The organism is Aminobacter sp. J41, from assembly GCF_000526635.1.
In the GTDB taxonomy this organism is placed as follows: Bacteria; Pseudomonadota; Alphaproteobacteria; order Rhizobiales; family Rhizobiaceae; genus Aerobium.
In genome coordinates, this window is record NZ_JAGL01000009.1 from 1 (window position 1) to 23553 (window position 23553).

The window sequence follows — 23553 nt, forward strand, 5'->3', positions numbered from 1 at the left end:
CCGCAACGGCTACCGGCACTACCGGTCCGACCCGGCACAGTGCAGGACCTGTCCGCTGCTGGCCTCCTGCACGTCGAACGCCAGGGCGGTTCGCACCATCACCCGGCATGTGTGGGCGGACGCCCGCGAACGGACGGACAGTTACCGCAAGACGGCGTGGGGNAAGGCGATCTACAAGCGACGCAAGGAGACGGTGGAGCGCTCGTTTGCCGACGCCAAACAGCTGCACGGGCACCGTTATGCGCGCTTGCGGGGGCTGATGAAGGTGACCTGGCAATGCCTGCTGGCCGCGGCCAGCCAGAACATGAAGAAGATCGCGCTGGCGATGACCCGCCAGCCCCGCCTGGCGGCGGCATAAAGCCCTCTCGCCCCTTCATTATCTTCACTTCGTCAGGCATCGGCAGCGCCCCCGCGCTCTGTCATCCCGCCCAAACAAAAAACCCGCCAAAAAATCGGCCGGTTTGTCAGCAGTCTGAAGGCCACCCGAAGGTGGCCTTGATCGGTCTTTTCTCGGGATCAGCGCGACACGAAGCAGCTGCCGCCTGCCGCCTTGTAGCGGGTGCAGAGCTGGATGGCCTCGTCGCGGCTCGATGCCGGGATGCGCACCCGGTAGTAGGTGCCGCGGCCCTCGATGTCGGCGCGGACGATGTCGACGCCCCTGCCCTGGAGCACGCTGCCATAGCGGCGGGCAAGATCCTGATAGGCGGCCTGCGCGCCCTCGGCGGTCGGCTGAGAGGCGATCTGCATCGACCAGCCGCCTGCAGCCTGGCCTGCCGGCGCGGCAGCGGTCGACGCCGAAGCCGGGGTCGGTGCCGGGGCCGCCTTCTGCTGCGGCTGCGGTGCCGCTGCCTGACGCTGCGGGGCCTGACCGGGCTCCACGCGAGGCGTCGGAACGACGGCGACCGTCTGCGGCGTCTCGACGACGATGCCGTCATCTTCTGCCTCGGCCGAAAGTGCGGCGGCGCCGTCAACCGAAGGTGTGCCGACAGCCGGAGCTTCCAGAACCGACGTCGCGGCATTCTGCTGTGCCGGAGCGGCTTCGGCGACCGGAGCCGGATCCTCGCGCGGCACCAGCGTGCCGTCCGGTCGGACGACCATGGTGCGCACCTTGCGCGGCGTGACGGCTGCGACTTCTTCCGCCGGTGCGTTTTCGGCCGGCTGGGCTGCCGGATCTATACGATCCTCGGACTTCGGCTGGCCCATCACGGCGGCGAGCTCATCGCTGCCGTCATCCTCGGAGCTGCCGACTTCCATGCCGACCATGTCGTCGGCGTTGCCCTGATCGTCGATACCCGGCGCAAGAGCGGAGTCGCTATCGGTCTGCTGCAGCACATCAACCGGCTCCTCGGCGGTCGAGATCAGGCGTTCCTGACCTGGAGCAGTTTCTGTGCCCTTGCTCGCAACGCTTTCATAAACCTTGCTGTTCTGGTTCGGCACTGTAGTACCGCCCGGGTTTTCGGGGCGAACCTTCAGCGGCTCGTCATCCGCCTTCACCAGCGCCGGGCCGTCAGAACCCTCGCCGAAGAACGATGCGCCGACGAAGCCAACGGCAGCGACGATGGCGATGCCAGCAACAGCGGCGGCGAGCATCGTGCCGCGGCGGCGGGGTGCCGCTTCGACGCGCTTGGGCTCATACGGAGCAGCAGCGAGTTCCTGATCGACTTCCGATTCATAGTCGAAGCTGTCGTCGGACATCGGCGGGGCGGAGAGCCAGCGGGCCTCCTCCTCGGCAAGATCCGGCTTGCTCGCGTCGGCCCTGGACGGCGCGGCAGCAGCCGGCGCAGTCGACGCGTGGGGATCCTGCATGTCATCGAAGCCATGCGCGAGCTCTGCCTCAAACGAGTCGAACGGATCGGCCGGAGGCGTGGGTTCCTCGTACGGGACTTCCGGAATGTCGAGGTCGTCTTCGAGGCGCGGAGCGGCCTCGACCACTTCGATGGTCTCGATCTCCGGGGCTTCCTCCTTTGCGGCAGCGGCCGGCGTGCCCCAGGACGAGGTGGCAGCAGAGGTCGAACCGTAAGAGGTCGACTGGCCATAGGAGGTCGTTGGCTCGGCCTTGGGCTCAGCTTCGCCGAAGGACGGCGTTGCACGCGATGTCCAGCTGCTGGCGGCTGCAGCACCAACCGCAGCGGCTGCACCGGCAGCAACGGCCGCTTGCGGGAAGTAGGACGGTGCCGGCTGGGCCTTCGGTGCCTCGTTCTCGACGTGAATGTCGAAGTCCTCGTCAAAGATGGCGTCGAAATCCGGCTCCTCAACCGGCGGCATCACGCGGCGCGGCGCTTCCACCACAACCGGTTCCGGCGCCTGCTGGGGCTCGGCCGCTACCGGCTCGTCAATATCGAGCGAGAAGTCACCAAAGATGTTGTCGAGATCATCGTGCTCCGGTTCCGGCTCACGAGAGACGGATGCAGGAGCGGGCTCCTCATCGAACGCGATTTCCGGCTCGGAAAGGCTGGCTCGACCGAATGTGTTGACCGAAGGCTGCCAGGAGTTGGCGGCCGGCTGCGGGGCCGGTGCGGCGACAGCGGCAGGCTTTTCCTCGGCATTCAGCAGCGCGGTCAGCTCGTCCTCGAAAGATGGCTCGGCCGGCGCGATGTGCAGGTGCGTCGTCGAAGTCGGGAAGATCGGTGCGGGATCAACGGCGACAGTCTCAACCACAGGGGCTTCGTCTGCCGGTTCATCGTTCAGATCGAACTCGAACGGCTCGAACGAGAAATCGTCCTCGGCAGCCTGAGCCGCAGGCTCCTCTGCGTGAACAGTCTCAGGCTCAAGTGCTACCGGCTCGGCCGGCGCGTCGGTGAGCTCAAGCTCGAACGGCTCGAAGTGGAAGTCATCGGCCGCATTATCGGCGATCTCAACCGGAGCAGCTTCTGCCTCGACGGCCTCAACCGTCTCTTCCGGCTCGGCAAGCGCCTCGTCGTTCAGGTCGAGCTCGAACGGCTCGAAGTCGAACGTGTCCTCGGTCGCCTCGGCAGCAACGGCCGGAGCAACGTCTTCGTCGAAAGCATCAGCCTCGAAGGTTACCTCAGGGACCTCGTCGTAGGCGGCGACAGGCTCTTCCTCGGCAACGGCCGCGAGCGGCTCGTCCTGTTCGAAATCGTCCAGAGGCCCAAAATCAAAGTCGAGATCATCGATGTCCGCAGCCTGCACTTCTTCCTCGGCAGTAGGCGCAAACTCCTCGACAGGTGCTTCAACCTCGGCGGTTACCGGCGCCACAACCGGAGCGACCTGCTGGACGACCGGAGCCACTTCAACGCTGTCAGCCGTCGATTCTTCCGGCTGCTGCTCGTCTTCTGCCTCGGCAGGAACCTCGGTCATGAAGGGCTCGAGCTTTTCGAGCGGCCAGAGTTCGTCGTTGTTGAGATAGAGTTCCGCGGCAGTCGCGATCACCTGGGCCGGGTCAACAACCTCGACCTCATCCTCCTCCTCGTCGGAGGTAGCCGCCGGCGCGGGTTCCGCGCGCGTGACGACCGGTTGCGGCGCAGGCTGTGGCTGAGCGACAGCCTGCGGAGCCTCGGCCTCTTCTTCCTCGTCAAATTCGGTGGTGGCGAGCAGCTCGCGCGCGAGAACTTCGTCCAGGCTCTCGTCCCAGTTCGACGCCTGCGGCTGCGGGGCAGGCTCGGGCTGGTGGGCGACGACAGGCTCAGGAGCCGGCTCAAATGTCGGTTCAGCAGGTGCTGCAGCGACGGATGCCGAATCGTCTGACCACTGGACCGACGGCGCAGCTTCCGGCTGGGCAAACTCGTCAGACGCGAGTTCGCCCATCAGTTCCTTTTCAAGGTCGATACCGAAATCGTCTTCCGCAGGCGCGGCGGGGGCGGCCGCCGAAGCGGCCGGGCGCGGGTCGAGACCCATTATGCGCGTGAGTTCTGCGAACGGATCATTGTCCGGCAACTGGCCGCGCGTGTTCTGATTGGTGTCTGCCATGCTTTTTCCCGCACTCGGACTCGATCGGACGCCGGCGACGTCACGTTAGGTTGCGTTACCAAGGCATTGTGGGCAAACGGTGGCAGAACGTTTTGAGAACCCTAGCGCATTTCCGTAGGCGCATCTGCGCCGATCAACGCAAGGCCAGATGTCAGAACATCCGAAACGGCCTGCACCAGTCCCAGCCTGGCGTGCGTCAATTCTGGTTCGTTAACCTTAATAATCCGTAACGACGGGTTGTCGGTGCCGCGATTCCAGTGCGAATGGAACACCTGCGCAAGATCATAGAGGTAGAAGGCCAGGCGATGCGGCTCCATCGACTGCGCAGCAGACTCGATCAGGCGCGGATATTCTGCCAGCTTCCGGATGATGGCGATTTCGCCTTCATCGACCAGCAGATGCGCGGTTTCCTGCATCTTCTTGCGGTCGGTCCAGCCCTCGCCGAGCTGTTCCTTCGCCTGCCGAAAGACAGAGTGACAGCGCGCTGAGGCGTACTGCACGTAGAACACCGGATTGTCCTTCGACTGCTCGGTGACCTTCGCGAAGTCGAAATCAAGCGGCTCGGTGTTCTTGCGATAGAGCATCATGAAGCGGATCGGATCGCGGCCTACTTCGTCGACCACGTCGCGCAGCGTGACGAACTCCCCTGCCCGCTTCGACATGCGGACCGGCTCGCCGTTGCGGAACAGCTTCACGAGGTTGCAGAGCAGGATCGTCACGTCGACGGAGCCGCCGGACAGCGCCTTGCCAAGCGCCTCCATGCGCTTGACGTAGCCGCCGTGGTCGGCGCCGAGGATGAACACCAGCTCCTCGAAGCCGCGGCTGATCTTGTCCTTCATGTAGGCGACGTCAGCCGCAAAGTAGGTGAACGAGCCATCGGACTTCACCAGCGGGCGGTCCTGGTCATCGCCGACTACCGTCGAGCGGAACAGGGTCTGCTCGCGGTCTTCCCAGTCCTCGCTCTTCTCGCCCTTCGGAGGCGGCAGCTTGCCCTTGTAGACGTGCCCCTTGAGGGTGAGGTCGGCGATCGCTGTGCGGATCGCGCTGCCATTGCCCTCATGCAGCGTGCGCTCTGAGAAAAAGACGTCGTGGCGCACGTTCAGCGCCTCGAGGTCCTCGCGGATCATCTGCATCATGGCCGCAATGGTGCGTTCCTTGACAATCGCGATCGCTTCGTCCTCGGCCATCCACAGCAACTTCTCGCCGAACTCGTCGGCCAGCGCCTTACCGACCGGCACGAGATAGTCGCCCGGATAGAGGCCCGACGGGATCTCGCTGATCTGCTCGCCCAGCGCCTCGCGGTAGCGGAGCATCACCGAGCGGGCCAGCACGTCGATCTGCGTGCCGGCATCATTGATGTAGTATTCCTTGGTCACGTCGAAGCCGGCGAACGCCATGATGTTGGCGAGCGCGTCGCCGACGACCGCGCCACGGCAGTGGCCGACATGCATGGGGCCGGTCGGGTTGGCCGATACGTATTCGACATTGACCTTGCGGTTGCCGCCCACCGTCGAGCGACCGTAATCGGTGCCCGCATCAAGGATTTCGCTGAGACGCTCCTGCCAGAAGCCGTCGGCAAGGCGCAGGTTGACGAAGCCCGGACCGGCAACTTCCGCTGCGGCCACATCGGCATCCTCGGCGAGCACCTTTGACAGCTTTTCGGCCAGCGCGCGCGGTTTTTCGCCGACGCTCTTGGCCAGCACCATGGCGGCGTTCGTGGCCAAATCGCCGTGGCTCGGATCGCGCGGGGGCTCGACGGCAATTCGCGAAAGGTCGAGCGTGCCGCCGTCTTTCGGCGTCAGCCCGAGCTGTTCAATCGCATTGTTGATGCGCGACGCGAACTGCGTGAAGATATTCATGGTCAGCTACCCAGCTTCGATGCGGGAATGGGCCGTGCGGCCCCGTGAATTTTGCGCTCCGCCTATCCCAATTCGGGAGTGTGGTCAAACAGGCGCTTGTGCTCGCGGATCGCGTAGGTGTCGGTCATACCGGCGATGAAGTCGCCCACATCGCGCGCTTTGATGCGATCTTCGGCCTGGTTGAGCCCCTCGCGCCAGCCCTCCGGCATGTCACGCGGATTGGCAAAGTAGTGACCGAACAGGTCGCGGACGATCTTGTCGGCGCCACGGCGCTTTTCCATCACGTCGGGATGGCGGTAGAGCCTCGAGTACATGAAGCGCTTCAGCTCCTTCTCCGCCGCCGTCATTTCCTCCGAGAAGGCGACGATCTGTCTGCCGGCATCGTGGATATCGGCCGAACTCTGCGGCTTCAACTCGTCCAGATTGGCCTTCGCGGTGCCGATCGCATCCTCGACCATGCGGGTGATCTGCCGACGCATCAGTTCGTGGCCGGTGCGCACCGCATCGAGCGCGGGATATTTTTCGCGCACCTCCGCAAGAATCTTCGACGGCAGCGGCGTATCCTCGAGCATCGACAGCGTCAGAAGCCCGGAACGCAGGCCGTCATCTATGTCATGCGCATCGTAGGCGATGTCATCGGCGAGAGCCGCCGCCTGCGCCTCGATCGAAGCGTGCTTGGAAAGCTCAAGGTCGAACAGCTCGTTGAAAGTGGCAATCGTCAGGGGTAGCTCGCCCTTTAGCGGCTTTCCCGTGTTGTCAGTCAGCGGGCCATTGTGCTTGACCAACCCCTCCAGCGTTTCCCAGGAGAGATTGAGCCCGTCGAACTCGGCATAGCGGCGCTCGATGCGGGTGACGATGCGCAGAGACTGGGCGTTATGGTCGAACCCGCCCCACGGCTTCATCATCTCGTCCAGCGCGTCCTCGCCGGTATGGCCGAACGGCGTATGGCCGAAATCATGGACGAGAGCGATGGCCTCGGCGAGGTCTTCGTCAACGCACAGCGCCCTCGCGAGTGCGCGGGCAATCTGAGCAACCTCTATCGAATGTGTCAGGCGCGTGCGGTAGTGGTCGCCCTCGTGGGCGATGAAGACCTGGGTCTTGTGCTTCAGCCGCCTGAAGGCGGTGGAGTGGATGATCCGGTCGCGGTCGCGCTGGAAGGGCGTGCGGGTCGGGCTTTCCGGCTCGGGATATAGGCGTCCGCGAGACTTCGCCGGGTGGCATGCATATGGGGCTCGGGGGCGATATCCGAAGCCGATCCCTTCGAGCGTTCCTGACAATCCGGTCACTTGAGACCCACCGCTTGTTGACTTGCCTGATGGCTGTTCATACCTATTGTGCAAATGCGAACGCAAGGTGACGGCTATGGGCGTCGATGCAAAGACAGGCATGAAGAGCGTCGAGCTGACCGACTCGGCTGCCAATCGAATCAAGAAGATTGTGGCTGGCGAGCCCGGCAAGATCGGCCTGCGCATCGCGGTTGAAGGCGGTGGCTGCTCCGGCTTCTCCTACAAGATGGATCTGACCGATACGCGCAATGACGATGACGTCGTCTTTGAAAAGGACGGTGCGATGGTGCTGATCGATGACCTGTCGCTCGTCTACATGGGCGGTTCGGTGATTGATTTCGTCGACGACCTGATGGGCCAATCGTTCCAGATCAAGAACCCGAATGCCGTGGCATCCTGCGGCTGCGGCACCTCCTTCTCGATCTGAGCTCCATGAAAATCGCGACCTGGAACATCAACGGCGTCAAGGCACGCATCGACAACCTGCTGACCTGGCTCAAGGACAGCCAGCCGGACATCGTCTGCCTGCAGGAAATCAAAACCGTCGATGAGGGTTTTCCGCGACTCGAGATCGAGTCGCTCGGCTACCACGTCGAGACTCACGGCCAGAAAGGCTTCAACGGCGTAGCGATTCTGTCGAAGCTGCGCTTCGACGAGGTGAACCGCGGCCTCCCTGGTGACGATGAAGACGAACAGGCGCGCTTCATCGAGGGTGTGTTCTCGACATCGCAGGGCGCGCTGCGCGTCGTCTCGTTGTACCTGCCCAACGGCAACCCGATCTCAGAGGATCGCAAGTTCGGCTACAAGCTGCGCTGGATGGACCGGCTCGAGCGTTGGGCGAAGGACCGGCTCGCGCTGGAAGAGCCGCTGATCCTTGCTGGCGACTACAACGTGATCCCCGAACCGCAGGACGCGAAGTACATCGAACAGTGGTTCAACGACGCCCTGTTCCAGCCTGAGAGCCGGCAGGCGCTGCGTCGCATTTGGCACCTCGGCTTCACCGATGCGATCCGCACCACCACAGATGAAGCCGGCGTTTATACCTTCTGGGATTACCAGGCCGGCGCCTGGCAAAAGAACAACGGCATCCGCATCGACCACCTGCTGATGTCGCCGGAAGCCGCGAACTATCTGACCTCGACCAGCGTCGAGAAATACGTCCGCGCCTGGGAAAAGCCGTCAGACCACGTTCCGGCAGTCGCCGAACTCGCGCTCAATTAAGACTCAGAAGAGATCGGGAGCAGAGGGTCAGTTCTCGCCCTGGACGAGCATGTCCTGAGCAAGGGCGATAGCCGTCCTGCGGTCAGCTTCGTCAGCCAGCGCGAACGCCTCTTCCTGCATGCCCCGGATCCACTGCTTGTCGCCCGGACGGGCACGCTCAAGCGCAGCAGTCATCATGGCGAGGCCACGGACCACCTTGCCGCTCTGGAAAAGAAGGTTGCCAAGGGTCGCCTGCGCGCCCGCGTGGCCCTTCTGGGCAGCGAGCTGGAACCAGCGACCCGCCTGCTGGATGTTGGCCTTCATGCCCCCTTCCCCGTTCAGCAGCATGTTGCCGACCTCGAACTGGGCCTCGGGGTTGCGGTAGGTCGCGGCGGCGCGCATGAAATAGTCCTGCGCGGCAGCGGGATTAGGCTGGACCGGAGTGCCGGGAATGCCCCACTGGGTGTAGCGGCCAAGCGCCACCAGCGCGTCGGCGACATAGCTGCCGTCGGGCGAGCCGGGCTCCACATCCTGCGCCGCGATCTCCTGGAAGAACTTGTACGCTTCGTAGTCGTTGCGGGTGACGCCGTCACCCTCGGCGTACATGCGGGCAAGCTTCCAGCGGGCGCCGAGCTGGCCGTTTTCCGCCGCGTAGCGATAGGCCTCGATGGCCTGTTCCTTGTGCCCGCTCTTGTAGGCACTGAAGCCGAGACGGAAAACTGCCCAGGGATTTCGCTTTTCTGCTTCTTCCGGGGTGCCGATGACCGACTGATCGAGGGCAAAGGCGCTGGAAACCGTGAGTCCGCACGCCCCAAAGCTAGCGACTGAAAGAATCCCGATCCTGACGAACTCAGCTACACGCATGACGCCCTGTTTCCCACGTCCTGGCCACCCGGATCGCGGAGTTGGGCGTGGATTCCTTGCTGGTCGGCATGCGTCCGACCCGAACGAGGAATTTGTTACCGTTCCGCACTTCCATCATCATCCTTGTCGCGGGTGACGCGACGCCCTGTCCGTTTCGATGCTCTTACGGCACCTTGATAATAGAGACCTGAGGTGCGCCCGGTTTATGGCGGGAAATTGGCATTTCGAAGGGGGCACCTTGCGGTCCAGAGCGGTCGATCCAGCACTGTTGCACAACCGCCACAGAACGAAAAACGCCCGTGACAGGCACGGGCGTTTGACTGATCTCGAAGCGCTACCAGGTCAGCTTGTAGCTGCCGCCGAAGCTGACGGCCCAGCCGGAACCGACCGCCGCATTCCCCGACGGGTTGTAGGGCGATGGATACGCGGTTTCCCGCACCGAACTCAGGTAGCTCAAACCAACACCGCCGCGCAGCTCACCGCCGATGCTGTCCTTGTAGGAGACACCAAGACCGACAGTGTAGGTATCGCCCATCAGGTCGTAGCCGGTGGACACGCCCTTATCCCACTGGAAGTTGATCGTCCCGGAAAGGTTTTCCGTGAACTTGTGGCCAAGGCCCGCAGATACGGTCCAGCCATCGCGCCAGTAGTATTCGTTGCGGGTGACCAGTGAGCCAGTAGGACCAAACACGTCGAGCGTGTCGAGACGGCTCCAGTCGGTCCACTTGATCGAGCCCATCGCCAGCCAGCCCGGCGCAATGCCCGTCTGCATCTTGAACTCGACGGACTGCGGCAGACTACCGACGCCGGTCGCGTCAACCGTGACGGGGGCGACGCTCGGAGCACCCGGAATGAGCGCAGCCATCGGAGCGGTCAGCTTGCCGCTCGCGCCGAACGAGGTGCCCGAGCGATACATCAGCTGCGTACGCAGCGCGATCTCAGGGATCTCATAGGCGACGCCGAGGCGGTAGCCAACGTCGGTGCCGTCAAGCTGCAGCAGCGTCGGTGCGCGACCCAAGGTCGGCACGAAGCCCTCGCGCTCATAGTCGAAGTAGTCGACGAATGCGCCACCCAGGAGCCAGAGCTTGCCGCGACCAACTTCGATGTTGGCACCGCAGGTCAGGCCCGCTTCATGAACGATGAATTCCTCGGTCAGCTTGCCGGTGACGGTGCCACCGCCATCTGTCCAGTCACCCGCCGCGCCGAAGCCATGCGTATAGGTGCCAGCGCAGGCGAAATTCGGTACGATCTGGTACTTCACCGCGGCCGACGGAACAATGTAGTTGTCGAACGGGTTCTTGCCGACCAGTGCCGGGTTGGAATTTTCAGTAAATTTACGATTGACGATGACTGCGGTTGCACCCGCACGCGCAGCTATAGTGCCTGGTTCATACAGTATATCTGTATCTGCAGTGCCACGCGCAAACCCACCCGCCTGCGCTGCAGCTACTGAGAGCACGAACACTCCCGCCGCAGCACTTATTCCCCACACGCGCATTTAATCCTCCATGGTGCTTCGGGGGCCCCCGCCCTGCCGCTAACGCTACCCGACGGCAAGACTTGTCTTTGGCAAACTCATGCGGCGCTGAGTTGTTCGATCCGCAGCAATAGTATTTTGTTAAGGTTAATACTTCGTGAAGCTAACGGGCTGCTTAAGAACAAGAAATCCCTGCCACATCTCTGCAGCAGGGATTCATCGAGTAACGTACCGTTTACGTCTTGGACAAATCAGCCGGCGTTGCGCACGCGAATCAGCGCAGCGTCGAGACGAGCCCGCGCTTCCTGCAGTTCGGCGAGCTTTTCGCGCTCGGTTTCGACCACCTCGGGCGCTGCCTTGGCGACGAAATTCGGGTTGGCGAGCTTCTTTTCGATGCGGGCGATTTCGTCGGCGTTCTTGCCAAGCTCCTTGGCGAGACGTGCCTCCTCGGCCTTCAAATCGATCAGGTCGCCCAGCGGCAGGCAACCGGTCGCCTCGCCAATGACGATCTGCGCAGCCCCCTTCGGAGCCGCATCCGCGAAGCCCACTTCCGTAACGCGTGCAAGGCGACGGATCGCCGGGGCATGACGGCCCGCACGCTCGCGCGTCAGCGCATTCGCGCCAACGAGCACCAGCGGCGCGGTGGCAGCAGGCGGAACGTTCATCTCGGAGCGAACCGAACGAATGCCGGTGACGAGTTCGATCAGCCAGTTAATCTCAGCTGCAGCTTCCTCGTCCTCGAAGTCCGGCGTCGGCCACGCGGCGTGGCAGAGCAGCGTGTCGCGCTCTGCAGTCTGGCGCCAAAGCTCCTCCGTCATGAACGGCATCATCGGGTGGAGCAGCTTGTAGATCTCCTCGAGCACGTAGGCCATGCATGCACGGCTTTCCGCCTTGGCAGCCTCGTCCTCGCCGCTGAAGACGGGCTTGAGCAACTCGACGTACCAGTCGCAGACGAGGTTCCAGACGAAGCGATAGGCCGCCGAGGCCGCGTCATTGAAGCGGTACGACGTGATCGCGTCGGTGATCGCCGCCGTCGTGTGCGACAGCTCGGTCAGCGCCCAGCGGTTCAGCGTCAGCTTTGCGTCTTCCGGAACGAAGTTCGGGTCACGCTTGACCTCGTTCATCTCGGCAAAGCGCGTCGCGTTCCAGAGCTTGGTGCCGAAGTTGCGGTAGCCGGCAACGCGGGCCGGGTCGAGCTTCACGTCGCGGCCCTGCGCGGCCATGATCGCCAGCGTGAAGCGCAGCGCGTCCGCACCGTATTCGTCGATGAGCTCGAGCGGGTCGATGACGTTGCCCTTGGACTTCGACATCTTGGCGCCGTTCTTGTCGCGAACGAGCGCGTGGACGTAGACAGTGTGGAACGGCTCCTCCTTCATGAAGTGGAGGCCCATCATCATCATGCGGGCGACCCAGAAGAAGATGATGTCGAAGCCGGTCACCAGCACGTCGGTCTGGTAGTAGGTATCGAGCTCCTTGGTCTTCTGCGGCCAGCCAAGCGTCGAGAACGGCCACAGCGCCGACGAGAACCAGGTGTCGAGCACGTCCTCGTCCCGGGTGAGGATCTCGTCCGGCTTGAAGTTCTCCAGCTTGTCCTTGACCCATTCGCGCCACGGCGTGTCGACCGCGAGGTAATATTCAACCGCCTCGTCGAGGGCTTCCTTTTCGCTCTTGGCGACGAAGACGTGGCCATCCGGACCATACCAGGCCGGGATCTGGTGGCCCCACCACAGCTGGCGCGAGATGCACCACGGCTGGATGTTCTCCATCCACTCGAAATAAGTCTTTTCCCAGTTCTTCGGAACGAACTTGGTGCGGCCCGAACGAACGGCCTCGATCGCCGGCTGGGCCAGCGTCTTGGCGTCGACATACCACTGGTCGGTCAGGAACGGCTCGATCGGCACGCCGCCGCGGTCGCCATGCGGGACCATGTGGCGGTGAGGCTCGATCTTGGCGAGGTATCCGCCCTCTTCCATCAGCTCGACGATCAGACGCCGGGCCTCGAAGCGATCGAGGCCGTGCAGACGCTGCCAGACGGCCGTGCGCTCGTCAGTGGCCTCGACGCCCTCAAGGAAGTCCTCATTGTCGATGATGTTGACCGTGGCATCCGTGTTCAGGATGTTGATCATGCGCAGGTGGTGGCGCTTGCCGACTTCGAAGTCATTGAAGTCATGCGCCGGCGTAATCTTCACCGCGCCCGTACCCTTCTCCGGATCCGAATATTCGTCCGCGACGACCTGGATGCGGCGTCCGACCAGCGGCAGGATGACATTCTTGCCGACCAGCCCCGTGTAGCGCTCGTCCTCGGGGTGAACGGCAACACCCGTATCGCCCAGCATCGTCTCCGGACGCGTGGTCGCGACGGTGATGTAGGTCGACGGGTCTTCCGGATTAAACTCCACGCCCTCGACCGGATAGCGGAAGTGCCAGAGGTTGCCGTCCAGCTCGATCTGCTCAACCTCAAGGTCGGAGATCGCCGTCAGCAGCTTCGGATCCCAGTTGACGAGGCGCTTGTCCTTGTAGATCAGGCCCTCGCGATAGAGCGTGACGAACACCTCGAGGACGGCCTCCGAAAGGCCCTCATCCATGGTGAAGCGCTCGCGCGACCAGTCGCACGACGCACCCAGCCGCTTGAGCTGGTTGAAGATCATGCCGCCGGATTCGCCCTTCCACTCCCAGACCTTGTCGATGAACTGCTCGCGCGTGAGGTCGCGGCGGCGGATGCCTTCGGCCGCCAGCTTGCGCTCCACAACCATCTGGGTTGCGATGCCGGCATGGTCCATGCCCGGCTGCCAAAGCACGTTTTTGCCGCGCATGCGCTCGAAGCGGACCATGATGTCCTGCAGCGTGTTGTTGAGCGCATGGCCCATGTGCAGCGAGCCAGTGACGTTCGGCGGCGGAATTACGATCGCGAAGGACTCCGCTCCTGGCTGGGAGCCGGCGCCGGCTGCGAAAGCGTTCGCTTCCTCCCACGACTTCGCGATGATCGGTTCGACGGCCTTGGCGTCGTATGTCTTGTCGAGCATGAAGAGCTCCAGCCTGTTTGCGGAATTTCAGCGGTGTAAACCGGATGGGAGCATCCGAGTCAACCGGGCGGCATTGGTGCACCTATACCTATGCTTTTCGGGTGATTTCGCCAGCCTCTTCCGCGGCGCCGCCAAGGCTGTTGAACAGCGGCGCTCACGTGCCCGCGCGGGTTGTGAAATTCGCGCGGAGGTTTATCAGCGGCGTGAACCCACCACCACCCCGTTCGCAGGAAAGCAATCTTGAAGAACCATATCGTTGCCGTCATGGCGTGCGCGGCCCTGACAGCAAGCACGATCGTCGCACAGGCGGAGGACGCCGCGTACGCGTGCGTCACCACCGACAATGTCGGCTTCATCTACAATGAGTCAACGAAGCGGCGCGACCAGACGCCCTTCCACGACACGAAGTTCACCGCCATTCTTCGCGACAACGTCATGACCCTGAAGGAGGACGGGAAGGAAGAGGTTTACCGCTGCGAAGCGCCGTGGAGGACTTACTGTCCGCCGCGTGCCACGCGCTCGATCTCCTCGCGCACGAGGCGCTCAACCAACGTCGGCAGGTTATTGTCGAGCCACTCCTGCAGCATCGGGCGCAGCATCTCTTCCGCCATCTCGTCGAACGAGCGGCGGCGGCTTGCCGCGAATGCCTCGGAAAGCTCGCCGAATGCCGCCGAGACCTGGCGCTGCGTCGTCTCGGAAAGAAGAGCCGGACGCGCGCCGGAAATCGTCGTCTCGCCACCTGGTGCCGAATTCGGAGCTGCAGCCACAACAGGCTGTGCCTGCGGTGCAGCCGCCTGCGGCGCCGAAACGGCCTCCACGGCCTTCTGCACGTCGACGTCGGTCAGCTCCTCCGCAGAGAGCTGAACTTGCGGCACCTCGCGCACCTGCGGTTCTACGGGTGCCTCCGCCGCTGGAGCAGCCGGCTCAGCAACCTGCTCCGCCATTTGCTCGGCAACAGCCTCAACGGCCTCATCGAGCTCCGCCCGGAATGCCTGGACCTCGTCCGTGGCGGGAGCCTGCTCTTCCACTGCAGGCGAGACCACGCGCAATTCCGCGGGCTCTTCGAGTGGCTGCCTGACGCTGTCACTGTCCTCGATGATCCTGCGGATCGACGCCAGGATCTCTTCCATTGAAGGTTCGCGCTGCGCGCTGCCAGTCTGTGCCATCGTCACGTCCGCCGCTTATGCTATCGGCATCGTCCGGACGCTCACCGGACTGCCGAATCATCGCTTAGGCTAGCGGAGCGTTACTGAAGTGTGAATCGCCCCCTTGAAGGTGCTTCAGTTTCACACAAGTTTGCTGGGCGTCGCCTCCAGCATTTCAAGAAGTCCTAAATGAAAAAGCCGGACGAATGGTCCGGCTTTTTCAGCACTTCCCCCGCCTGTCACGGAAGTTGATTAGTTCACCGCGTCCTTCAGGCCCTTGCCTGCCGAGAACTTCGGCACGTTGCGAGCCGGGATCTTCACTTCAGCGCCGGTCTGCGGGTTACGGCCGGTCGTCGCTTCGCGCTTGGAGACCGAGAAGTTTCCGAAACCAACAAGGCGAACGTCGCCGCCGTTCTTCAGTTCATTAGCGATGACCGAAAAAACCGCATCGACAGCAGCCTGGGCGTCAGCCTTGGAGAGCTTGGCGGCGTCCGCTACCGCGGAAACGAGTTCATTCTTGTTCATGGAGAATTCCCTTCCCTGTGAAAAGACCGGTGACTGACTCATCCGGCGAGGAGCAAACTTTAGGAAATCAACAGGAATACACCAAGCGGGAAAGCGCGGAATTCCGCGGTTTTTCCCGGGTTTCTGCGGGTTTCAGCAAAAAAGCCGGGTCAAAAACCCGGCTTCAGTTTGTTGACAAACCCTCGACGCACCTTTCCGGAGCCCGAGATTCACGGAACGTCTCAGATTCAAAGTGAGAACGGGTCGGAATTAACAAGCCTGATTTGAAGGCTCGCGGAACTTTGTCAGCAGTCTGAAGCCGGGTCAAAAACCCGGCTTTTTCGTCATGAAGCCTGTTTACGTGGCGTCAGTGGGCCAAAGTGGTCGCCGAAGCGTCCTCTGTCTTCGCTGCAACCGGCTCTACCGGCTCCACCCACTCGATCGGTTCCGGCATACGCGTGAGCGCATGACGGAGCACCTCACCTACCCTGCTGACCGGTACGATTTCGAGGCCGCTCTTCACGTTCTCCGGAATATCCGCGAGGTCCTTCGCGTTCTCTTCCGGGATCAGCACCTTCTTGATGCCGCCGCGAAGCGCTGCAAGCAGCTTCTCCTTCAGGCCACCGATCGGCAGCACGCGGCCACGCAGGGTGATCTCACCCGTCATGGCAACGTCCTTGCGGACCGGGATGCCGGTGAGCACCGACACGATCGCCGTCGCCATCGCGGTACCGGCAGACGGACCATCCTTCGGCGTTGCGCCTTCCGGCACGTGGACGTGGATGTCCCGCTTGTCGAACAGCGGCGGCTCGATGCCGAAGTCGATGGCACGCGAGCGGACGTAAGACGCAGCAGCCGAGATCGACTCCTTCATCACGTCGCGCAGGTTGCCGGTCACCGTCATCTTGCCCTTGCCGGGCATCATGACGCCTTCGATCGTCAGCAGCTCGCCGCCGACCTCAGTCCAAGCCAGACCGGTGACCACACCGACCTGATCCTCGCCCTCGGCCATGCCGTGGCGATAGCGCGGCACGCCGAGATAGTCGGCAAGGTTGTCCTTGGTGATCTTCACGGACTTCTTCTTCGTCCGCAGGATCTCCGTCACGGCCTTTCGCGCGAGCTTCATCAGTTCGCGCTCGAGGTTACGGACACCGGCCTCACGCGTGTACTGCTGAATGGCCAGGCGCAGCGCCTCGTCTGTAATCGAGAACTCCCTCGGCTGGAGCGCGTGGTCGCGAACCGCCTTGGGCAGCAGGTGCCGCTTGGCGATCTCAACCTTCTCGTCCTCCGTGTAGCCGGCAATACGGATGATCTCCATGCGGTCCATGAGCGGACCGGGGATGTTCAGCGTATTGGCCGTCGTCACGAACATCACGCCCGACAGGTCGTATTCGACCTCGAGGTAGTGATCCATGAAGGTCGAGTTCTGCTCCGGATCCAGCACCTCCAGCAGCGCCGAAGACGGATCACCGCGGTAGTCCTGGCCGAGCTTGTCGATCTCGTCCAGCAGGAACAGCGGGTTCGACTTCTTCGCCTTCTTCATCGACTGGATGACCTTGCCGGGCATCGAGCCGATGTAGGTGCGACGGTGACCGCGGATCTCGGCCTCGTCACGGACGCCGCCCAGCGCCATACGGACATATTCACGTCCGGTGGCTTTGGCGATCGACTTCGCAAGCGAGGTCTTGCCGACACCGGGAGGTCCGACGAGGCAGAGGATCGGACCCTTGAGCTTCTTCTGACGGCTCTGGACCGCCAGATACTCGACGATACGCTCCTTGACCTTGTCGAGACCGAAGTGATCAGCGTCGAGCACCTCTTCAGCGTATGCCAGGTCCTTCTTGACCTTCGAGAACTTCTGCCACGGAAGCGACAGCAGCCAGTCGAGGTAATTGCGGACCACGGTGGCCTCGGCAGACATCGGCGACATCGTCCGCAGCTTCTTCAGCTCGGCCTCAGCCTTCTCGCGTGCCTCCTTGGACAGCTTGGTCTTCTTGATGCGCTCCTCGATCTCGGAAGCCTCGTCACGGCCGTCTTCGCCCTCGCCGAGTTCCTTCTGGATCGCCTTCATCTGCTCGTTGAGGTAGTACTCGCGCTGGGTCTTCTCCATCTGGCGCTTGACGCGCGAGCGGATGCGCTTTTCCACCTGCAGCACGGAGATCTCGGCTTCCATGAAGCCCATCGCCTTCTCCAGACGGTCCTTGACCGAAAGGGTGGCGAGGATTTCCTGCTTCTCGGTGATCTTGATCGCGAGGTGCGATGCAACGGTGTCCGCCAGCTTCGAATAGTCGTCGATCTGGCTGGCCGCGCCCACGACCTCCGGTGAAATCTTCTTGTTGAGCTTCACATAGTTTTCGAAGTCGGCCACGACGGAGCGCGCAAGCGCTTCGATCTCGACTTCGTCCTCCACCGGCTCGACGAGCACGGCGGCCTCGGCCTCGTGAAACTCCTCACGGTCGAGGAACCGGTTGATCTTTGCGCGAGCAGTGCCCTCCACCAGCACCTTGACGGTGCCGTCGGGCAGCTTCAGCAGCTGCAGGACATTCGCGAGCGTGCCGACGTCGTAGATCGCGTCACCAGCAGGGTCGTCATCCGCAGCATTCATCTGGGTGGCAAGCAAAATCTGCTTGTCGGCACCCATCACTTCCTCCAGTGCGCGGATCGACTTCTCGCGGCCGACAAACAGCGGCACGATCATGTGCGGGAAGACGACGATGTCGCGCAGCGGCAGGACCGCGTAGGTGCCTTCGCCAGCAGACCTCGGTGATGTGGTCATAGTCCAACCTTTCATATCGCGACCGCCCAATGGCCAGCCGCGATTCTCGATATTAGCGACCGCGCGCCCTTCCGCCTACCTCCGGGGACCGAGGTTCACAGCACGGTAGAACTGGGCGGTCATCTCGACTGCTTAGTTGGAGTGGCATTACCCCAAGATCAAGGGCCACCCAAACGAAAGCGGCGCCTGTCGGCGCCGCTCCAAAGAATTCGGCAATCAGCAAGCGCATCAGGCGCTTGCGGCGCTGCCCTTTTCCTTTTCCGCGTAGATGTACAGTGGACGGGCGTTGCCAGACACCACCTCGTCGGAGATGACGACTTCCTGGACGCCTTCCAGCGCGGGCAGCTCGAACATGGTGTCGAGGAGGATCGCCTCCATGATCGAACGCAGGCCGCGAGCACCGGTCTTGCGCTCAATCGCCTTCTTGGCGATCGCCGACAGCGCGCTCTCGTGGAACGTCAGTTCCACGTTCTCCATCTCGAACAGGCGCTGGTACTGCTTGACCAATGCGTTCTTCGGCTCGGTCAGGATCTGGATCAGCGCAGCCTCGTCAAGGTCCTCGAGCGTCGCCAGAACCGGCAGACGGCCGACGAACTCAGGGATGAGGCCGAACTTCAGCAGATCCTCAGGCTCAACCTGGCGGAACAGCTCGCCCGTGCGGCGGTCTTCCGGAGCCTCGACAGTCGCGCCGAAGCCGATCGAGGTCTTGCGGCCGCGATCCGAAATGATGCGGTCGAGACCAGCGAACGCGCCGCCGCAGATGAACAGGATGTTCGAGGTATCCACCTGCAGGAATTCCTGCTGCGGATGCTTGCGGCCACCCTGCGGCGGAACCGAGGCAACGGTTCCTTCCATGATCTTCAGAAGCGCCTGCTGGACGCCCTCGCCCGAAACGTCGCGGGTGATCGACGGATTGTCCGACTTGCGGGAAATCTTGTCGATCTCGTCGATGTAGACGATGCCGCGCTGGGCGCGCTCGACATTGTAGTCGGCAGCCTGCAGCAGCTTCAGGATGATGTTCTCGACGTCCTCGCCAACATATCCGGCTTCGGTAAGCGTCGTGGCATCAGCCATCGTGAACGGCACGTCGATGATTCGTGCCAGCGTCTGCGCCAGCAACGTCTTGCCGCAGCCGGTCGGGCCGATCAGCAGGATGTTCGACTTCGCCAGCTCGACGTCCTGGTTCTTCGAGGCGTGCGCGAGGCGCTTGTAGTGATTGTGGACGGCCACCGACAGCACGCGCTTCGCGTAGGACTGTCCGATCACATAGTCATCAAGCACTGCGAGGATTTCCTGCGGAGTAGGAACGCCCTCGCGGGACTTCACCATCGAGGTCTTGTTCTCCTCGCGGATGATGTCCATGCAAAGCTCAACGCACTCATCACAGATGAATACCGTCGGGCCAGCGATCAGCTTGCGAACCTCGTGCTGGCTCTTGCCGCAGAACGAGCAGTACAGCGTGTTCTTGGAATCGCCGCCACCGTTGCTGACCTTGCTCATGTTATCCAAGTCCTTTCGGCCTTACTGGGGCCCGCAACAAGCGTGGCCTTTCAGGTCTAACATAATGGCGGGAACGCGCCCCTGCCAATGCCTATGTCCCGCCCGCGTCGGCCGGCACCCTTGAGAAGGCCGGTACTGCAGCGAACGCCAGCGTTCCAAATCGGAAAGCTACGCGGTCGAAACTCAACATAGGCTTAACGTAGGTCGTCACCCGTTCCGTGGGAACAGCAAATTGTGACGGAAATGGCGCACGAGGCGAGAATTTTGCCTCATGCGCCATGCCTACATCAGTTACGTAGCGGAAGGAGCAGCGGCAGATGACGCTGTTTCGACGGCGTCGCGCGATTCGATGATCTGGTCGATCAGGCCGAAATCCTTGGCCTGTTCGGCAGTCATGAAGCGGTCACGCTCCAGCGCGGAGTGGATCGTCTCGTAATCCTGTCCGGTGTGCTTGACGTAGATCTCATTGAGACGGCGCTTCAGCGCTTCGGTCCACTGCGCATGAATAAGGATGTCCGTGGCCTGACCCTGGTATCCGCCGGAAGGCTGATGGACCATGATGGACGCATTCGGAGTGGCATAGCGCATACCCTTGGCACCAGCGCAAAGGAGCAGCGAGCCGGCAGACATCGCCTGGCCGACGCAGAGCGTCGAGACCGGCGGCTTGATGAACTGCATGGTGTCGTACATCGCCAGGCCCGAGGTCACGACGCCGCCGGGCGAATTGATGTAGAGGTTGATTTCCTTCTTCGGGTTCTCAGCCTCAAGGAAGAGCAGCTGCGCGCAAACGAGCGACGCCATACCATCCTCGATCGGACCCGTGATGAAAATGATGCGCTCCTTGAGCAGGCGCGAGAAGATGTCGTAGGCGCGCTCGCCCCGATTGGTCTGTTCGACCACCATCGGCACGAGATTCATGTAGTGTTCGACGGGGTCCCGCATCGAATGTCCCTTCCAGGAGATTATTACTCGGCCTGAAGGCCTGAATCGAAGTTTCTGTTCAGTCGCTAAATAGGATGCCCCATCCCGTTAGCGCAAGAGTATAGGCAGCGCAGGGTAAATGTGCGCAGGACAACTGCCGCAACGGCATGGATCAGACTCGTCCCTCGCGCAGCCACTTCTTCAGCCGCGGAAAGTCGTCCCGCTCAAGCGATTCAGCAACATGCTGGCCAACCGCCGCCCCGAACTTGTAGCCGTGCCCGGAGCAGGCCGAGACGATCGTGCATTTTTGCCGCTGCTGAGCAAAGAAGCGCTCGTCCTTCGTGAAGGTGTAGGCGCAGGTCACCGTGTCGGTGACCGTGTACTCGTCCACCTTAGCGATCGGCGGGGCAAACAGTTTGAGGATGTCGCGCCCCTCACCATCGTAAGGCACCCTGTTCCGGTCGGGATCGTCATCGGCAAAGCGGTGCGCCCCAGCGCCGAATTTCAGACCACCCTCGCCCGATGGCGGGATGATGTAGCCGTCGGTCGTGCCGCCGACGTCGAGGATCACCGGCGCGCGGGACCAGGCTTCCCTGAGGTCTGCAGGCGGTTCGAGATAGACGACAGCGGTACGCTGAACCGACAGTGTCGAGGCGAGATCAGGAAATAGCTTCGTCACCCACGCACCGGCGGTGACGACAACGTGATCCGCGGTGATCGTGCTGCCATCCGCAAGCCGCACCGTGCCGGTATCTGTCTCGATCTCTTCGACACGGACATGCTCGCGCAGGTCGCAGCCGTTACCGCGCAGCCACTCCGCAATGCCTGAGGCAATGCGCCGGCAATGCAGCGCCCCACCCTCGACAGAGTGAAAGGCATAGCGGAACGAGCCCGGCTCAAGGAATGGCCAGCGCTCGCATGCCGCATCCGGCTGCAGCAGCTGGAAATCCCAGCCGCCGGCGCTCATTCCCTCAAGATAGATTTCCGCCTCGTCGCCCTGTACGCGCGAGATGCACATGAAGCCGCGCGGATCGTAGTGGCTCTGGCCAAGGTCGCGCCAGAGTTCGTCCCAGGCGAGATAGGCGTCTGTGATCGCCTCGCCGTAACCAGTGCTGGCAGGATAGGCGCGACGGATGATGCGGTGATGGTCGCCGGAAGCCGACAGCGGGTTCGGGATCGACCCCTGCTCAAGCAACGTGACCTCGTGCCCGCGCCGGGTCAGCGCCCAGGCTGTCGATAGGCCGGCAATGCCGGCACCTACCACAGTCGTCTTCATGCGCCTCCCTCGCAGATGCACGGCTGCCTATGTGCGGATCACATATTCCTTGCGTGTCGTTTCAACGACTTCCCACGTGCCCTTGAAGCCGGGCCTGATGACGAAGGCGTCGCCTGCCCTCAACGTCCGGGATTCGCCGCCGTCTTCCGTCAGGATCGAGACGCCCGACAGAATGTGGCAGAACTCCCACTCGTCATAGGAGACGCGCCACTTGCCCGGCGTCGACTCCCACATGCCGGCATAGATGCCGCCCTCCGCCTCTTCGACGTTCCAGGTGCGGTGGACCGGATTGCCGGAAATGAGGCGGTCGGGGGCCGGAGCCCCCTCTTCCGCTTCGATGCCCGCAATCGAGATTGCGGCGAAGTGACTTGCGTACATCGGCTTACGCCTTTGCCAGTGCCTGCTCCAGGTCGGCAATGATATCAGCCACGTCCTCGATGCCAACCGAGATACGGATCACGTCCGGACCGGCGCCGGCAGCGACCTTCTGCTCGTCGGTGAGCTGGCGGTGCGTGGTCGAAGCCGGGTGGATGATCAGCGACTTGGTGTCGCCGATGTTGGCGAGGTGCGAGAACAGCTCGACGCCTTCCACGACCTTCACGCCGGCCTCGAAGCCGCCCTTGAGGCCGAAGGTGAAGACGGCGCCCGAGCCCTTTGGCGAGTACTTCTGCTGCAGGGCATGGTTCGGATCGTCCGGCAGGCCCGGATAGGAGACCCAGGCAACCTTCGGATGCGTCTTCAGCCACTTCGCGACTTCGAGCGCGTTGTCGCAATGGCGCTGCATGCGCAGCGGCAGCGTCTCGAGGCCGGTGGCGATCAGGAAGGCGTTGAAAGGCGAGATGGTCGGGCCAAAGTCGCGCAGGCCGAGCACGCGGCAGGCGATCGCAAAGGCGAAGTTGCCAAAGGTCTCGTGCAGGACGATGCCGGCATATTCCGGACGCGGCTCGGACAGCATCGGGTAGTTGCCCGACTTCGACCAGTCGAAGGTGCCGCCGTCGACGATGATGCCGCCCATCGAGTTGCCGTGGCCGCCGATGAACTTGGTCAGCGAGTGGACGACGATGTCGGCGCCGTGCTCGATCGGACGGACGAGGTAAGGGCTCGCCATGGTGTTGTCGACGATCAGCGGCAGGCCGTGACGGCGGGCAATGTCGCCGATCTTCTCGATGTCGACGAAGGTGCCGCCCGGATTCGCCAGGCTCTCGATGAAGATCGCGCGGGTGCGCTCATCGATCTGGCTCTCAAAGGAGTCGAAGTCCTGCGGGTCGGCCCAGCGGACCTCCCAGCCGAAATTCTTGAAGGCGTGGCCGAACTGGTTGATCGAACCGCCGTAGAGCTTCCGAGCGGCGACGAAGTTGTCGCCCGGGCGCATGATGGTGTGGAACACCAGCAGCTGGGCGCCGTGACCGGACGAGGTGGCGACGGCTGCGGTGCCGCCCTCGAGGGCTGCAACGCGCTCCTCCAGAACCGCCTGGGTCGGGTTCATGATGCGCGTGTAGATGTTGCCGAACGCCTTCAGGCCGAACAGCGACGCCGCGTGATCGACGTCATCGAACACGAAAGACGTCGTCTGGTAGATCGGCGTGGCACGAGCGCCGGTCGCAGGGTCAGGCTGGGCGCCTGCATGAACCGCGAGCGTATTAAAACCGGGCGTGCGCTGAGACATGGAATTCCTCCTGGCGGTTGTGTCGTTAGGGCATTGATCGCAAAGCCCACGCGCAAACGCAAAGAGGATTTTTCCCGAATCCGATCACGGATCCATTCGTCGTTCGGAAAACCGTGAGTTTTCCGAAAA

Annotated in this window: 17 protein-coding genes; 3 read left to right on the forward strand and 14 right to left on the reverse strand. The window is 62.6% G+C overall.

Annotation, left to right across the window (positions count from 1 at the left end; translation table 11 throughout):
- A partial coding sequence (locus L630_RS21175; protein ID WP_034329729.1) for a transposase occupies positions 1–358 on the forward strand: 358 nt, incomplete at its 5' end.
- A 158-nt stretch (positions 359–516) separates the two neighbouring features.
- Here the strand turns inward: L630_RS21175 and L630_RS0108210 are convergent.
- The 3 genes from L630_RS0108210 to L630_RS0108220 all read right to left on the reverse strand — a co-directional run bounded on the left by L630_RS0108210 (position 517) and on the right by L630_RS0108220 (position 7063).
- The gene (locus L630_RS0108210) at positions 517–3927 is read right to left on the reverse strand and encodes an SPOR domain-containing protein (protein ID WP_024847781.1); all 3411 of its coding nucleotides are present in this window, start codon (positions 3925–3927) and stop codon (positions 517–519) included.
- 101 nt (positions 3928–4028) lie between these two features.
- Positions 4029–5786 (reverse strand): arginine--tRNA ligase, encoded by a 1758-nt coding sequence (argS, locus tag L630_RS0108215; protein ID WP_024847782.1) that lies wholly within the window; start codon positions 5784–5786, stop codon positions 4029–4031.
- A 62-nt stretch (positions 5787–5848) separates the two neighbouring features.
- Positions 5849–7063 carry a deoxyguanosinetriphosphate triphosphohydrolase gene (locus L630_RS0108220; protein ID WP_024847783.1) on the reverse strand — a complete coding sequence of 405 codons (1215 nt, stop codon included), beginning with the start codon at positions 7061–7063 and terminating at the stop codon, positions 5849–5851.
- A gap of 85 nt (positions 7064–7148) precedes the next feature.
- Between L630_RS0108220 and erpA the strand changes: the two genes are divergently transcribed.
- Together erpA and xth are read left to right on the forward strand one after the other, a co-directional pair.
- The gene (gene erpA, locus L630_RS0108225) at positions 7149–7499 is read left to right on the forward strand and encodes an iron-sulfur cluster insertion protein ErpA (protein ID WP_024847784.1); all 351 of its coding nucleotides are present in this window, start codon (positions 7149–7151) and stop codon (positions 7497–7499) included.
- Between the two features lie 5 nt (positions 7500–7504).
- Positions 7505–8293, forward strand: coding sequence for an exodeoxyribonuclease III (xth, locus tag L630_RS0108230; RefSeq protein ID WP_024847785.1), 789 nt, complete (start codon positions 7505–7507; stop codon positions 8291–8293).
- A gap of 27 nt (positions 8294–8320) precedes the next feature.
- On the opposite strand, the gene L630_RS0108235 is transcribed toward xth, so the two are convergent.
- From L630_RS0108235 to L630_RS0108285, 11 genes are all read right to left on the reverse strand, one after another.
- A complete protein-coding gene (locus L630_RS0108235) occupies positions 8321–9136 on the reverse strand; it encodes a tetratricopeptide repeat protein (protein ID WP_024847786.1) in 816 nt (271 codons plus the stop codon).
- A gap of 334 nt (positions 9137–9470) precedes the next feature.
- Entirely contained in the window at positions 9471–10595 is a 1125-nt protein-coding gene (locus tag L630_RS0108240) for an outer membrane protein transport protein (protein ID WP_245263689.1), read from the reverse strand.
- A gap of 269 nt (positions 10596–10864) precedes the next feature.
- Complete coding sequence (locus L630_RS0108245; protein ID WP_024847788.1) at positions 10865–13636, reverse strand: valine--tRNA ligase; 2772 nt, start codon at positions 13634–13636, stop codon at positions 10865–10867.
- A 494-nt stretch (positions 13637–14130) separates the two neighbouring features.
- A complete protein-coding gene (locus L630_RS0108250; RefSeq protein WP_024847789.1) occupies positions 14131–14802 on the reverse strand; it encodes a PopZ family protein in 672 nt (223 codons plus the stop codon).
- Positions 14803–15033: 231 nt separating this feature from the next.
- The gene (gene hupB / locus L630_RS0108255) at positions 15034–15306 is read right to left on the reverse strand and encodes a DNA-binding protein HupB (protein ID WP_024847790.1); all 273 of its coding nucleotides are present in this window, start codon (positions 15304–15306) and stop codon (positions 15034–15036) included.
- A gap of 346 nt (positions 15307–15652) precedes the next feature.
- Positions 15653–18061, reverse strand: coding sequence for an endopeptidase La (lon, locus tag L630_RS0108260; RefSeq protein ID WP_024847791.1), 2409 nt, complete (start codon positions 18059–18061; stop codon positions 15653–15655).
- Positions 18062–18289: 228 nt separating this feature from the next.
- Positions 18290–19561: an ATP-dependent Clp protease ATP-binding subunit ClpX gene (gene clpX / locus L630_RS0108265; protein WP_024847792.1), complete on the reverse strand. Its 1272-nt coding sequence runs from the start codon at positions 19559–19561 to the stop codon at positions 18290–18292.
- Between the two features lie 291 nt (positions 19562–19852).
- Positions 19853–20503 carry an ATP-dependent Clp protease proteolytic subunit gene (locus L630_RS0108270; RefSeq protein ID WP_024847793.1) on the reverse strand — a complete coding sequence of 217 codons (651 nt, stop codon included), beginning with the start codon at positions 20501–20503 and terminating at the stop codon, positions 19853–19855.
- 151 nt (positions 20504–20654) lie between these two features.
- Positions 20655–21758, reverse strand: coding sequence for an FAD-binding oxidoreductase (locus L630_RS0108275; RefSeq protein WP_024847794.1), 1104 nt, complete (start codon positions 21756–21758; stop codon positions 20655–20657).
- A 27-nt stretch (positions 21759–21785) separates the two neighbouring features.
- Complete coding sequence (locus tag L630_RS0108280; protein WP_024847795.1) at positions 21786–22136, reverse strand: cupin domain-containing protein; 351 nt, start codon at positions 22134–22136, stop codon at positions 21786–21788.
- Between the two features lie 4 nt (positions 22137–22140).
- On the reverse strand, positions 22141–23424 hold the full coding sequence (locus L630_RS0108285) for an O-acetylhomoserine aminocarboxypropyltransferase (protein WP_024847796.1): 1284 nt from the start codon (positions 23422–23424) through the stop codon (positions 22141–22143).
- Positions 23425–23553 lie beyond the last annotated feature (129 nt).

Bases quoted from the DNA above. Each gene is read 5' to 3' on its own strand.
- L630_RS0108210 (WP_024847781.1), bottom strand. From the start codon at position 3,927: ATGGCAGACACCAATCAGAACACGCGCGGCCAGTTGCCGGACAATGAT.
- erpA (WP_024847784.1), top strand. From the start codon at position 7,149: ATGGGCGTCGATGCAAAGACAGGCATGAAGAGCGTCGAGCTGACCGAC.
- L630_RS0108280 (WP_024847795.1), bottom strand. From the start codon at position 22,136: ATGTACGCAAGTCACTTCGCCGCAATCTCGATTGCGGGCATCGAAGCG.
- xth (WP_024847785.1), top strand. From the start codon at position 7,505: ATGAAAATCGCGACCTGGAACATCAACGGCGTCAAGGCACGCATCGAC.
- L630_RS0108235 (WP_024847786.1), bottom strand. From the start codon at position 9,136: ATGCGTGTAGCTGAGTTCGTCAGGATCGGGATTCTTTCAGTCGCTAGC.
- clpX (WP_024847792.1), bottom strand. From the start codon at position 19,561: ATGAGCAAGGTCAGCAACGGTGGCGGCGATTCCAAGAACACGCTGTAC.
- L630_RS0108270 (WP_024847793.1), bottom strand. From the start codon at position 20,503: ATGCGGGACCCCGTCGAACACTACATGAATCTCGTGCCGATGGTGGTC.
- argS (WP_024847782.1), bottom strand. From the start codon at position 5,786: ATGAATATCTTCACGCAGTTCGCGTCGCGCATCAACAATGCGATTGAA.
- L630_RS0108275 (WP_024847794.1), bottom strand. From the start codon at position 21,758: ATGAAGACGACTGTGGTAGGTGCCGGCATTGCCGGCCTATCGACAGCC.
- L630_RS0108250 (WP_024847789.1), bottom strand. From the start codon at position 14,802: ATGGCACAGACTGGCAGCGCGCAGCGCGAACCTTCAATGGAAGAGATC.
- L630_RS0108285 (WP_024847796.1), bottom strand. From the start codon at position 23,424: ATGTCTCAGCGCACGCCCGGTTTTAATACGCTCGCGGTTCATGCAGGC.
- L630_RS0108245 (WP_024847788.1), bottom strand. From the start codon at position 13,636: ATGCTCGACAAGACATACGACGCCAAGGCCGTCGAACCGATCATCGCG.
- hupB (WP_024847790.1), bottom strand. From the start codon at position 15,306: ATGAACAAGAATGAACTCGTTTCCGCGGTAGCGGACGCCGCCAAGCTC.
- lon (WP_024847791.1), bottom strand. From the start codon at position 18,061: ATGACCACATCACCGAGGTCTGCTGGCGAAGGCACCTACGCGGTCCTG.